The organism is Labrenzia sp. C1B70 (assembly GCF_000475395.1).
Lineage (GTDB): Bacteria > Pseudomonadota > Alphaproteobacteria > Rhizobiales > Stappiaceae > Roseibium > Roseibium algicola.
Window position 1 is genome coordinate 52,079 of the sequence record NZ_AXCE01000012.1, and the last position, 12,818, is coordinate 64,896.

At 57.7% G+C, this 12,818-nt stretch carries 10 protein-coding genes; 5 read left to right on the forward strand and 5 right to left on the reverse strand.

Features of this window, described 5'->3' with window-relative positions:
- Positions 1-65 precede the first annotated feature (65 nt).
- The 4 genes from Q666_RS48525 to Q666_RS48540 all read left to right on the forward strand — a co-directional run bounded on the left by Q666_RS48525 (position 66) and on the right by Q666_RS48540 (position 6,261).
- Complete coding sequence (locus Q666_RS48525) at positions 66-590, forward strand: Hpt domain-containing protein (RefSeq protein ID WP_023001108.1); 525 nt, start codon at positions 66-68, stop codon at positions 588-590.
- Positions 591-697: 107 nt separating this feature from the next.
- The gene (locus Q666_RS48530) at positions 698-2,452 is read left to right on the forward strand and encodes a caspase domain-containing protein (protein WP_208993917.1); all 1,755 of its coding nucleotides are present in this window, start codon (positions 698-700) and stop codon (positions 2,450-2,452) included.
- Between the two features lie 159 nt (positions 2,453-2,611).
- Positions 2,612-4,345 carry a caspase family protein gene (locus tag Q666_RS48535; RefSeq protein WP_023001106.1) on the forward strand — a complete coding sequence of 578 codons (1,734 nt, stop codon included), beginning with the start codon at positions 2,612-2,614 and terminating at the stop codon, positions 4,343-4,345.
- Between the two features lie 161 nt (positions 4,346-4,506).
- The gene (locus Q666_RS48540; RefSeq protein ID WP_023001105.1) at positions 4,507-6,261 is read left to right on the forward strand and encodes a caspase family protein; all 1,755 of its coding nucleotides are present in this window, start codon (positions 4,507-4,509) and stop codon (positions 6,259-6,261) included.
- A 23-nt stretch (positions 6,262-6,284) separates the two neighbouring features.
- Here Q666_RS48540 and Q666_RS48545 read toward each other — a convergent pair whose 3' ends face one another.
- The 4 genes from Q666_RS48545 to Q666_RS48560 form a co-directional block, all read right to left on the reverse strand.
- On the reverse strand, positions 6,285-7,439 hold the full coding sequence (locus Q666_RS48545) for a DUF2336 domain-containing protein (RefSeq protein WP_023001104.1): 1,155 nt from the start codon (positions 7,437-7,439) through the stop codon (positions 6,285-6,287).
- 164 nt (positions 7,440-7,603) lie between these two features.
- Complete coding sequence (locus Q666_RS48550; protein ID WP_031269324.1) at positions 7,604-8,911, reverse strand: transglycosylase SLT domain-containing protein; 1,308 nt, start codon at positions 8,909-8,911, stop codon at positions 7,604-7,606.
- A 338-nt stretch (positions 8,912-9,249) separates the two neighbouring features.
- Positions 9,250-9,852 (reverse strand): flavin reductase family protein, encoded by a 603-nt coding sequence (locus tag Q666_RS48555; protein ID WP_023001101.1) that lies wholly within the window; start codon positions 9,850-9,852, stop codon positions 9,250-9,252.
- A gap of 3 nt (positions 9,853-9,855) precedes the next feature.
- Positions 9,856-10,452, reverse strand: a complete 597-nt coding sequence (locus Q666_RS48560; protein WP_031269322.1) for a nitroreductase — start codon at positions 10,450-10,452, stop codon at positions 9,856-9,858.
- A 413-nt stretch (positions 10,453-10,865) separates the two neighbouring features.
- Here Q666_RS48560 and Q666_RS48565 point away from each other — a divergent pair, with 413 nt between their 5' ends.
- On the forward strand, positions 10,866-11,894 hold the full coding sequence (locus Q666_RS48565) for a hypothetical protein (RefSeq protein WP_023001099.1): 1,029 nt from the start codon (positions 10,866-10,868) through the stop codon (positions 11,892-11,894).
- 48 nt (positions 11,895-11,942) lie between these two features.
- Here Q666_RS48565 and Q666_RS48570 read toward each other — a convergent pair whose 3' ends face one another.
- Positions 11,943-12,791: a lysophospholipid acyltransferase family protein gene (locus Q666_RS48570; protein WP_023001098.1), complete on the reverse strand. Its 849-nt coding sequence runs from the start codon at positions 12,789-12,791 to the stop codon at positions 11,943-11,945.
- Positions 12,792-12,818 lie beyond the last annotated feature (27 nt).

A 12,818-nucleotide genomic window follows, 5' to 3' on the forward strand; every position in this document is an offset into this window, starting at 1 on the left:
AAGGCTTTGCCACCGAGGTGTTCTGAAGTCAGGACCGAGCGAGGATAACGAGGACATTTGCCGTCATGGCCGACACTGCCAAGGACCAGGAATATGAAATCTTGTCCCCGCCTTCGGACCTGCGCAGCAAGGTGCGGGAACTGACACCTCGCGAGGCCAAGAAATTCGATCCGGTCAAGGCGGCTGAAGCAGCACTCGAACGCTTGTCCTCCCATTTCGGAACCTGGATGAACAACGAGAGCGCCACCCTGCTTCACGCTTGGGAAGCTGTTCGCGCACAGGGATTGAACGACGACACTCTCGCCGCCCTGTTTCAGGCTGCACACAATATCAAGGGACAGGCCCTGACACTTGGTTTTCCATTGGTTGGCGAAGTCGCCGCCAGCTTCTGTCACCTGATCGAAACCGTGCCGTCTCCCGACAAGTTGCCCCTGTCCCTCGTCGAACGCTACGTCGAAGCCATTCGCGCAATGGTCGCCGAAGGTGCAAAGGACGAAGCGAACAAGACCGGCGTCGAACTTCTGAAAACCCTGCAAGGCGTGACGGAAGAATATCTGGCGCAATTTCCGCCGAAACCTGATGACGTCTGACGGACCAGTAGACCAATTGCCAACAAGGTTTATGCCGCAACGTCAAAGAGTTGATTGACTCAGGTTTCAAGCGCGCATAGCATTCGGCCTATTCATGGAGAATGGCCGTGAAACATTTTTTTTGTTTCTTTTTTCTTTTATTGCTGTCTTTGACTTCCGCACATGCCGAACGAAGGGTAGCTCTCGTAATAGGGAATTCCGGCTACGCGAATGTCGCGGAGCTGAAGAACCCCTACAATGATGCCAAGGGCATGTCGGACAAGCTGACGGACCTCGGATTCGATGTTGTCACAGGTCTCGACCTGAGCTTGAGGGACATGCGCCAGACCGTGCGCGAGTTCATCAAGAAGCTCGACAACGCAGACCTTGCCCTGTTCTTCTATGCCGGCCATGGCATCCAGGTGAACGGCGAGAATTATCTCGTCCCGGTCGACGCCGAACTCAGCACCCATCTCGACCTTGATTTCGAAGCCCTGCCCGCAAATCTCGTGCTCAATGCCATGGAGCAGAGCACGAAGGTCAACCTTGTCTTTCTGGATGCCTGCCGAAACAACCCGTTTACGGAAAACCTCGCCCGGTCCATGGGGACGCGTTCAAGCGCAGTCGGTCGTGGCCTTGCGAAGATCGGCTCCGGTGTCGGCTCCCTGGTTTCCTTCGCCACCCAGCCGGGCAACGTCGCGCTTGACGGCGATGGCGAGAACAGCCCGTTTACAACTGCCCTGATCAAGCATCTCGGCACGCCCGGTCAGGACATCACCCGCGACCTGGTGATGGTGCGCCGGGACGTTCTGGAAGCCACCAAGGGTCAGCAGGTTCCCTGGGACAATTCCTCGCTGACTGGCGAAGTCATTCTCAAACAGCTTGAGATGGTGCAGCCCATTGAACCGGAAAAGCCCGCGATCAATCCGCAGATCGAGCTGACCTATTGGGACTCGATCAAGTCAGGACAGAATGCGGCCTACTTCGAAACCTATCTGTCTCGGTATCCGGAAGGCCAGTTCGCCGACATCGCCCGGATCCGTCTGGACGAGATCAAGGCACAGGCGGAAAGCGACAAGGCCAAGCAGGCAAAACCGGACGCCACGGCTGAAATCACCTATTGGCAGACGATCCAGAATTCGACCCGGCCGGAGATGTTCGAGAGTTATCTCGGCAGATACCCGAACGGGATCTATGCCGACCTTGCCCAGCTGAAAATCCAGTCGATCAAGAGCCAGGCGGAAGCGGATGCGCGCCGCAAGGCTCAGGCAGAGGCAGAAGCCCAAGCCATCGCTTCTGCAGCAGCGAATGCATCGCCGGAAAGAACGACGGCCAAGCCTGCAGACGAAATCACCGTTGCCGCCCTGACGCCTGATCAGGCGCCGTCAACGACCTCGCCGTCCCCGGTATCGTTGTTATCGCCTGAAGAGCTTGCAACGGCTCTCCAGACAGAACTCAACCGGGTTGGCTGTTCGGTTGGCCGTGTTGATGGTGACTGGGGCAACAGAAGCCGTCAGGCATTGAGAACCTATGGCCGCGAAGCCGGGATCGATCTTGCCTCGCTCGACCCGGATCCTTCCATTCTGGAACAGCTCAAGAAGTCGACCGGACGCGTTTGCCCGCTGACCTGTGGTCGGAACCAGGAACTGAAGAACGGTCGCTGTGTCGCGACCAGAAAGCCTGAACCTTCCGGCAACAGCACAAAACCGAGCACACAAACCAAGACAACTGACAGCTGCCCGAAAAACCCGTCAGCCTATGGAAACAAGGTAATTGGAAAATCTCATGGCCTCGGCCGCCAGACCCTTACACACCCCTGCGGCAGGAAGCTTGCATGCAGAGGTTCTAGGGCCAGCTGGGTAAAGACCTGCACCTGGCTTTAGCTGTTCGGCTGAAGTCCGATTTATGAATGTTTGAAGTTGAATTTTTCTGGTGAGCCCGCGATCTGATTTCCGATCCCGAATCGCCGGATTACCCTTCGGGGGAGCAGCCGGTTTATTGCCCGATTGCTCCCGAGATCAGGTAGCTCTGGAGAATCGATTGTGAAGCAGATCCTCGTATCCCTTTTGCTTCTTGCGTTTGCCGCAAGCGCGGCACATGCCGAACGCCGAGTAGCACTCGTGATCGGTAATTCCGGTTATGAGCACGTCACTCAGCTCACCAATCCGGACAACGACGCCAAAGGCATGGCCGAAAAACTGACCAGTCTGGATTTCGAGGTCGTGACCGGCACCAACCTGTCGCTTCGGGATATGCGAAAGACCGTTCGGGAGTTCATCGCCAAGCTCGAAGGTGCGGATATCGCCCTGTTCTTCTACGCAGGGCATGGCCTGCAGGTAAGTGGCGAGAACTATCTGGTGCCGATTGATGCCGAGCTGAATTCTTACGTCGATCTTGAATTCGAGGCGATGCCGGCAAATCTCATTCTCAATGCCATGGAGCATTCCACCAAGGTCAATCTGGTGTTTCTGGACGCCTGCCGGAACAATCCGCTGGCTGAAAACCTCGCGCGGTCCATGGGCACCCGTTCCGGCTCAGTCGGCCGGGGCCTTGCCAAGATCGGCTCCGGGGTTGGCTCCCTGATTTCCTTCGCCACCCAGCCAGGTAACGTCGCACTTGATGGTGATGGCAAGAACAGCCCCTTCACCACGGCCCTGCTGAAACATCTCGGCACACCCGGACAGGATATTACCCGGGATCTCGTGATGGTCCGCCGGGATGTGCTGGAGGCTACCAAAGGTCAGCAGGTTCCCTGGGACAATTCCTCGCTGACTGGTGAAGTCATTCTCAAACAGCTTGAGATGGTGGAGCCCATTGAACCGGAAAAGCCAGCGATCAACCCGCAGATCGAGCTGGCTTACTGGGATTCGATCAAATCCGGCGAATCCATTGCCTATTTTGAAACCTATCTGAGCCGTTACCCCGACGGCCAGTTTGCCGACATCGCCCGGATCCGTATCGACGAAATCAAGGCAAAGGCCGAACGTGACAAGGCCCAGCAGAACAAGCCGGATGCAACGGCTGAGATCACCTACTGGCAAACAATCCAGAATTCGACCCGGCCGGAGATGTTCGAAAGTTACATTACCCGGTATCCAAAAGGGATCTACGCCGACCTTGCGCGGTTGAAGATTGAATCGATCAAACGCCAGGCCGAAGCAGAAAGCCTCCGCAACGCCCAGGCCTCAGCGGCCACGCCCAACCCGGCGCCTGAAAGAACTGCTACCAAACGCGACGAGGAAATCACCGTTGCCGCGTTGACACCTGACGAAACCCCGGCAGGCGTCATTCCTTCGCCAATCACACCGCTCTCCGCTGAAGAACTGGCTACGGCTCTGCAGACTGAACTCAACCGCGTCGGTTGTTCGGTTGGCAGGGTTGATGGCGATTGGGGCAACAAGAGCCGTCGGGCACTGAGGACCTATGGACGCGAAGCGGGCATCGATCTTGCCTCACTCGACCCAAGTCCCGCTATTTTGGACCAGCTCAAGAAATCAACCGGACGCGTTTGCCCGCTCACCTGTGGACGGAACCAGGAACTGAAGAACGGTCGCTGTGTCGCAACCAGAAAACCTGAACCTTCCGGCAACGGCTCCAAGCCGAGCACCAAGTCCAAGACCGCCGACAGTTGCCCGAAAAACCCGACTATTTACGGCAACAAGATCATCGGCAGAGTGCCCGGTGTCGGACGACAGACGTTGACACACCCGTGCGGCAGGAAGCTCGCTTGCAAAGGTTCAAAGGCCAGCTGGATATTGAGCTGTAACTGGATTTAGCTACACGGCTAAAGCCAGATTTAAGAATGTTTAAAGTTGAAGTGTGCCGGCGAGCCGCGATCTGATTTATGATCCCGGCCTGCCGGAGTGCCCTACAGCAGAGTAACCGGAATAGTTTTGCACGGCAGCTCCCGAGAGCTGGTAGGTTTGGAGAACCGCCTGTGAAGCAGATAATCGCATGCCTGTTGCTACTTGTGTTTGCCGCAAGCGCGGCACATGCCGAACGCCGTGTGGCGCTCGTGATCGGTAATTCCGGCTACGCGAATGTCGCGGAGCTGAAGAACCCCTACAATGATGCCAAGGGCATGTCGGACAAGCTGACGGACCTCGGATTCGATGTTGTCACAGGTCTCGACCTGAGCTTGAGGGACATGCGCCAGACCGTGCGCGAGTTCATCAAGAAGCTCGACAACGCAGACCTTGCCCTGTTCTTCTATGCCGGCCATGGCATCCAGGTGAACGGCGAGAATTATCTCGTCCCGGTCGACGCCGAACTCAGCACCCATCTCGACCTTGATTTCGAGGCCCTGCCCGCAAATCTCGTGCTCAATGCCATGGAGCAAAGCACGAAGGTCAACCTGGTCTTTCTGGATGCCTGCCGGAACAACCCGTTTACGGAAAACCTCGCCCGGTCCATGGGGACGCGCTCAAGCGCAGTCGGTCGTGGCCTTGCGAAGATCGGCTCCGGTGTCGGCTCCCTGGTTTCCTTCGCCACCCAGCCGGGCAATGTCGCGCTTGACGGCGATGGCGAGAACAGCCCGTTTACAACTGCCCTGATCAAGCATCTCGGCACGCCCGGTCAGGACATCACCCGCGACCTGGTAATGGTGCGCCGGGACGTTCTGGAAGCCACCAAGGGCCAGCAGGTTCCCTGGGACAATTCCTCACTGACTGGCGAAGTCATTCTCAAGCAGCTTGAGAGGGTACAGCCCGTCGAACCGGAGAAGCCCGCGATCAACCCGCAAATCGAGCTGGCCTACTGGGATTCGATCAAGTCCGGCGAATCTATTGCCTATTTCGAAACCTACCTGACCCGATATCCCGAGGGCCAGTTCGCGGATATCGCCAAGATCCGGATCGATGAACTCAAGAACCGTAGCGAGGCAGAAGCAGCCCGCAACGCGAAGCCCGACACCTCCGCTGAAATCGCTTTCTGGCAATCAATCCAGAACGCCACCCGGCCGGAAATGTATGAAACCTATCTGGAGCAATATCCGGACGGGATCTACGCCAAGCTGGCAAGGCTGAATATATCTTCACTGCAACAGCAGGCGGAAGCGGCAGCTACTGCCGCCGCTGCGGCAAAGGCAGCCAAGGCTGCGGACGCCTCCAACAGCACGTCCCCTGCGCAGGAGATAATCGTTGCTGCCCTGCCGCAGCAGGAAACAGTATCAACCGAACCTGCTCCAGCAATTGTTCCATCAACAAGCAGCCGGTCACTCTCGCCTGAAGAACTCGCCACTGCAATGCAAACCGAATTGAACCGCCTTGGGTGTTCGGTTGGTCGTGTTGATGGTGATTGGGGCAACCGTAGCCGGCAGGCTTTGAGGACTTTCAGCCGCGAAGCAGGTGTCGATCTTGCCTCGCTCGACCCGGACCCTTCAATTCTAGACCGTCTGAAGCAATCGACAGGCCGAGTGTGCCCGCTGACATGTGGCCGAAATCAGGAACTGAAGAACGGCAAGTGCATCGCCGTTCGGCAGGAGACACCCTCCAAATCGAACGAGAAGTCCAACTCCACTAAGACGGCACAATCTAGCGGCGCTTGCCCGGCTGATCCAACAGCCTCGTCCAGAAGGCTGGTCAGTTTCAACTATAGGCAGATCACCGCTGTTGCGACACATCCGTGCGGTCGGCAGGTGATTTGCAACAAGCCGCAGAGCAACGTTCATCCGTTCAAATGTTTCTGGAAGTAATCCGCTAAGAGGTGGACTGCGGCCTAAGCAGCGGCTGTCACCTGAAGGCCGCTGTTCTTCACCAATAGCCGAGCCTCGAGACGTGCAACGTCGATGGCGAAACGGCGTAGGAACGCAGTCACGTCTTCGTCCGCTCCCAGGGCGCCGTCCTGCATTTCGGAAAGCAGTGTTTCCGTTAGCATGCGGGCTTCGTCCAGCGCCAGATCATAGGTGAAGTCGGCATCCGCCTGCCGGGCAATGTCAATGGCCAGCAGAAAGGCCTGGTGAGCCCGTAGCGGCAAACCGGCCTTGCGGAGCATGGCCTGCAGCGCCGACCGACGAACCGTGACCAGAAGCTTGCACAGCCTCGGCAGCGGCACCTGGCCAAGGTTGGCAAGAGCGGCAGCGAAAAACCGCAAGCGTCCACAGCAGACCGCGCGCAGCAGCAACCGGGTGGTCAGCTTGCCATTGACACGTAGATGCTCGACGAATTCCGGCAGATCGTCTGCACCGGCTTCGAGAGCCAGCCGCAGCACGACCTTGTCTTCTGCATCGCTCAGGAAAGTATGACGCTGGTTTTCCGGAACGCGCTCCAGCACGATCGGATGATCGTCAAGGTTCTGCGCGAGCCGCATCAGCAACTGATAGCGCGTGGTCAACGGCAGGTCCCGGGTTTTCAGAAGCTGGTCGCAGAGGTCCGGCCGGTCTTCGAATCTTTGCGCGATACGCAGGAGGGAAGACTGCAGGATGCGGGCGCTTCTGTTTTCCAGAAGCTGTCTGCAGGCCTGCTCGCAGCCAACCTCACAGATGGCAGCGCAGACAGAAGCCGGCAATCCCTCACGCGAGGCGATGGCGCATTGAACGGCATCGCTGCCTTCTGCAAGAAGGTCGACCAGTTCGACATCCGTCAATATGGGAGAGTGCTTGAGAACCGGCAAAGCCACTTCGTCGACATCACTTGCGAGGCAGCGCACGACGTGACCGGGAGCGTAGGCGCTTGGCGCAAGCAGGCTCGCTATCGCTTTGCGGACGGCGCGGCTGGGGTCGTCGAGAAGAATCGTCAAGGCTGCAGCCATGCTGGTCTGTTCCTGGCTGCCAGGTTCGGCTGCCAAATAACGTTCCGCGAATTCTTCCGCGGCACGTATATCCAAGGTGCGCTCGTCAACTTCGTTCAGAGGGTGAAAGTCATGTGCGTTCATGGCGGTAAAACAATCTTCCCAAGAGTCGAGTGTGAGTCTGACATCAAAGGCTTAACGATCGGTTCACCATAATTTTGCCAGGTTCTCTGGCGAATGCCCGCCTTTCCCGATGGTGGCGGACATGAGACATCAGGCTTTCAGCCGGGTCTTTCAACTGCCCATGCTCAAGCCGGTGGCAGCAGGTCCTTTTGTTCCTCTTCTGCCTTCAGGCGCAGGAAACGCGTCAGGTCCAGCGGTCCGCCCTGATTCACCAGCGCCAGTTCCTGTGCCTGCACCTGGTTGGAGGCTCCGGACAGGGCGCTGACAAGGGCAGCTTCTTCCACAGCGGCGAAAGCCGACGCAAAGCGCGGGTTGACGCCTGCCTGGTTCGAAGCCGCGTCATTGCGGAACAGAGCCTCGAACGGATTGGCTGTTTCCGTCGCCTGGAAGGCCGACAGAACCCTGTTGCTTGCATCGAAATCATCACCATCAATGGCTGCTTCGCGTGTGGTTTGCGGCACCGGACGGTCCGGGGTCACAGAGCCGACACTTTCTTCCAGGAAAGCTGCGCTTGCCGTTGTGGTTGCCCCCTGCCCTGCCGTGCGCTCCGGCAGCGGCACATCCGTCTTTGCCAACTGGAACAGTTCGCCCTGAGGCAATTGAGGGCCTGTGGTGTCAGCTCTCGCGATCTGGCCCGGGCCGGCGGGTTTCGTCCGCATTGCGAAGGCGGCTGCCGGATCTCCCGCGAGATGATCGAAGGATTTCTGGTTGATCGTCGCAGCGCCGTCCGCAGGCTTTGCATTCGGCAGCGTGGCGACCTGCGTGAGTTCTCCCGATGTCCGCAGGTCCTTGTTGGTGCTGGCCTGCGCAATCATCGTGACGGCATCGTGCTTGGAAACGATTACCTCGTAAACTTCCTGCATCGAGCGGGCCTTGCCGTTCGAATGATAGAAGATCGGTTTGTTGGCGCGTGCCTGGGCGGAAAAAACCTTGTCGGCTCGCATGTCCGGGCTGGCGCCGGCCGCATCAATCAATCTGCTTGCGCCGTTGGCACCAAGAAAATGAGCCATATAGAGCTCGCCGTCGCTCGGTTCGCGCCCGATTCTGCGTTCCAGGTACTGGGAATTCTTCTGCGTGAGCGCCCCTGCCATCATGGACGAGATTTCCGGATCCTTCCGAAGGTCGAGAATCTCCCGCCGCATTTGCGGGTCGCTTACATAGAACTTTCCGCTCTTGGAGCGTTGAATCTGATCGGAGTATTTTTCAAGACCGTGTTTCGGACCAGCTTCCTTCATTGTCTCCAGCCAGGTGGATTCAATGAATTGGAACAACCCGGTGGCGCTGGATGTTCTGGCCTTTGCCGTTGGGTTGAATGACGATTCCCGCGCAGCTGTCTTCACCAGGTAGTCGAATGACGTCCCCGTTGAAGTACTCGCAGACTGAAACGCAAGCTCGATCCTAGACGCGATCGAGGCGGTGTCAGCAACTCGCATGACCCTGTCTCCTCGACGGAACCAAATTATCACTTCGTTAACTTTCAGCGTTAACTTTCACGCCCAAAAGGTTAACAAAACCTTAACAACACACAGGTGGGGATCTAAGCAACTACAGGCGAGTCTTTTTTCTTTTGTGCCTGGTCAGAACTACTTATGTCGAAAGCCGGTTATGTGGACAGACAAGAGGCTACCGGCCATTTCCTTTGGAAAAACGCACCAGGAAAAACATCGACTACTGCATTCGAATAACGCCGTTTTCCATGAGTCGGCAAGTCACAATAAAAGGGCGCCGACTTTGCCGGCGCCCTTTTCGGTCATGATCGTTCGGATAATCGTTAAACTTTGGGCCGGCCCATCTGGAACACCTCGTTCACCACGGCGTAGTCCATGTAGCCAAGCCGGGATAGCGGCTTGTAGAGCGTTACATCCACCTTGCCGTCGACAATGACGCTTTCATCGATGTGGACACCGACAACCTGACCGAAAACGACGTAGCTGTCGGTGTCGTCTCCTGTCAGCGTCTTCAATCTCAGGGTTTGAAGGTGCTTGCACTCCAGCGCAGTGACGGCCTTTGCAACGCGAGGCGCTTTCACCAGTCTTGAGGCAGCCATCTCCAATCCGGCCAGATCAAACTCGGAGATCTCATGTGCGACGGAGGCGGAGGACTGGTTCATCTCGTCCTTGAGGCCGAGGTTCGCCATGTTGCAGACGAACTCCCCTGTCGCGTCGATGTTGGAGACGCTGTCCTTGTAGCCGGTGGAAGAGAACATCACGATCGGCGGCGTATCGCAGACCGCGTTGAAGAAACTGTAGGGTGCAAGGTTGGCCTTGCCGTCCTTGTCGAGTGTGGAGATCCAGCCAATCGGCCGGGGTGCGACAATAGCCTTGAACGGGTTATGCGGCAGGCCGTGGTCGTTTTTTTCCGTTTCGTAGAACATGGGTCAGTCGGTCTCTGTCCAGGTGGATACAATATCGGCAAGGTCGGGGCGCGGACGCTCGAAAGGTGGCTGTGTCGGAGTTCCGATATGTACGAACCCCGCAAACCGTTCTCCGTCTCGCGCGCCAAGGTAACGGGCTGCATCTTCATCGAAGGCAAACCATTCGGACAGCCACTGCGACGCGAATCCTGAAGCTGCCGCGGCTGTCAGAAGGTTCATGCAGACGGCGCCGGCGGAAAGCTCCTGTTCCCAGATCGGGATTTTCGGATGCTCGGCTGCCTGGCTGAGAACACCGATCACCAATGGCGCACGGGTGAAGCGGGTCAGTTCCTTCTGGCGTTGCTCGCCGTCGAGCGGTCCGTAGAGTGCTTCATACCGGTCCGCCAGCCAGGAACCGATCGTGCGTCCCTGTTCCGGCCTGTAGAGAACGAAACGCCAGGGCGCCAGTTTGCCATGGTCGGGCACGCGCGCTGCAATGGTCAGAATGTCGTTGATCTGTTCTTCGCTCGGCCCCGGGGCTGTCATGGTAACGGAGGGGTGGGAGCGCCGCTGTCGGAGAAAGTCCAGAGTTGCCGGCGATCCGGCGCTGTTACTCGGCATGAAAAGATCCTGTCGGCCTGTTGCAATCGTAAGATCCACCTAATTCATTGACCGTAATTGTCAACTTTGATCGCAGCGTCTTGAATTTGCCCAATTTCCGGGCGCATTAAGGGACAACGCTGCAGTGCGGTGAATCTCGGGAAAATCGTCCTTGGCCCGTGATCGGTCAGATTGTACCGAGAATTCCAAAAAACGCACTGGAAACAGAAACATAGTCGTTGCCCTGCATCCGGTGCACTTGCACCAGGCAAACCGGACCGGATCTCCAAGGTCAGTTTCGGGTGACGAATGCCTCAAAAGACTGGTAAAAGTCTGCGAGTCAAAATGATAACGACGTAGGCATGGTGAATTCAGCCCCCCTCTCCGGCCAATCGGCTTTGAAGCGTGCAGTCAGATGCACTGCATTTTCGATAATGCTGAGCGCCGTCCTTTCGATGGGCCTTGCTCCTGCGACCTTGGCGCAGACATCTGACGTACCGCCGGCCCCTGCGGAAAAACCGGACCCGAACGCACCGTCTGCTGCCCCTGAAGAACCCATCATCAACCTGCTCGATCGCGAGCCGGAACCCCTCTTTTCCGATACGCTTGTCCCCTATGCGCCGGCCAGGGCATCATCCCCCGGTATCAAGGGTGGCTTGCGGCAGGGCGCTCTCTACCTGATGGCAAAGCTGACGCCCGACAGCCCTCCGCTGAACGAAGGGCTCATCTGGCGGATCTATTCGGAAACGACCAATGCCGACGGGCGCTTGCAACTTGTTGCAACGTCGCAAGGTGGTGATGCCGAATTCCGGCTCGACCCGGGCACCTACCTGATTCACACCGCCTACGGCTTCTCCCAGGCAACCAACCGCATCGTCATCGGCAAGGAAGTCCAGTCGAAGATGGTGACGCTCAATGCGGGCGGCATCAAATTCGGTGCGGCACTCAAGGATGGTGAAGACCTCGACGGGCGCGCCGTGGCCTTCGATCTTTATGGCATGGAATTCAATCAGCGCGGTGAACGCAACCTGATTGCCAGCAACGTCAAGCCGGGCTCCATTCTCCGTCTCAGCGCCAACACCTATCATGTTGTCAGCAAATACGGCGATGTGAACGCGGTCGTCCGGGCCGATATTCAGGTGCTGCCGGGCAAGCTCACTGAAGCGACGATCTTCCACAAGGCCGCCGGTATCACGCTCAAACTGGTCAACGAACGTGGCGGCGAAGCAATTGCCAACACCACCTGGTCTGTCCTGAGCCCGGGGGGGGACGTCGTGGTCGAAGCGACAGGCGCCTTCCCTGATTTCGTGCTGGCAGAAGGCGAGTATGAAGCCCTCGCCCGCAACAATGGCCGCACCTACCTGCACACGTTCCAGGTGGAACCGGGTGAAGATCGGGAAGTTGAAGTGGTCACTTCCATCAGCGAACTGGCCAGCCAGCAGCAGTCCAGCATCAACAACTGACCTGCGCCGTGTTCCCGGCGACTTTAAGATCTGACCGGGTAGCGACGTCTAACGCCGTCGGCCAAGCAAACGCCGGGTCCGTGTGGGCGGCGCCATCTCCATGACCTTGGTCTGCAGGAAATCCATGATCTCCTTCTGATCGCCAAATCCCGAAAGCGTTTCGAACGGAATTGCCCTGCCCGCGCGTGCGGTCATCACAGACCCGAGGATACGGCGGAACTCGCGCACAAGCAGCGCCAGACGAAGGGTCAGCGAGTATTTGCTGACCAGGTGGAACAGCCAGGAATTCTGCCCGTCGAAATAAAGCGGAAGGACGGTTGCTCTCGAAGACCGGATCATTTTTGCCGTGAAAGTCTTCCAGGGCAGTTCTTCCGCACGGCCGAATGGCTTGGCAGCCGTTGCCACGCCACCACCAGGAAAAACGATAATGGTCGTGCCTTCCTGCAGCAGGCGCAGCGCCTCCTTGCGAGTGGCCATATTGGTCTTGAGCGCTTCCTTGGTTTCCTCGAAATCGACCGGCAGCGAAAACGGCCGGACTTCCGGCACCTTCAGCAACTCGTTGTTGATCAGGATCTTGAACGGGCGGCCAAGCTGTTCCGCGAGTGCCAGGATCGCAAGACCATCGCCAATGCCGTAGGGATGATTGGCGATAAGCACCAGTGGACCTTCCGGCAGATCCTTCGGCGGCCATTCGCCATCTGCAACCGAAACGTTGAGGTTGATCAGGCCGAGAAGGTCGTTCCAGATATAGTCGGACGTGCCGACCATCGTTTCCTTCCACACCTCGTAGATGTTGACCAGCTTTCGCCGGCCGGAGAGACCTTCAATGGTGCGGATGGTCCAACGCTTCAGCGGTGGATGCTCAGGATTGGCATAACTGAATTCAGCGTAGTTCACGGCAGTCGTCTTGACCCTGATGAAACG

Excerpts from the sequence above, each read along its gene's own strand:
- Q666_RS48525 (WP_023001108.1), top strand. The coding sequence starts at position 66 with ATGGCCGACACTGCCAAGGACCAGGAATATGAAATCTTGTCCCCGCCT.
- Q666_RS48545 (WP_023001104.1), bottom strand. The coding sequence starts at position 7,439 with ATGAACGCACATGACTTTCACCCTCTGAACGAAGTTGACGAGCGCACC.
- Q666_RS48550 (WP_031269324.1), bottom strand. The coding sequence starts at position 8,911 with ATGCGAGTTGCTGACACCGCCTCGATCGCGTCTAGGATCGAGCTTGCG.
- Q666_RS48555 (WP_023001101.1), bottom strand. The coding sequence starts at position 9,852 with ATGTTCTACGAAACGGAAAAAAACGACCACGGCCTGCCGCATAACCCG.
- Q666_RS48560 (WP_031269322.1), bottom strand. The coding sequence starts at position 10,452 with ATGCCGAGTAACAGCGCCGGATCGCCGGCAACTCTGGACTTTCTCCGA.
- Q666_RS48565 (WP_023001099.1), top strand. The coding sequence starts at position 10,866 with ATGCTGAGCGCCGTCCTTTCGATGGGCCTTGCTCCTGCGACCTTGGCG.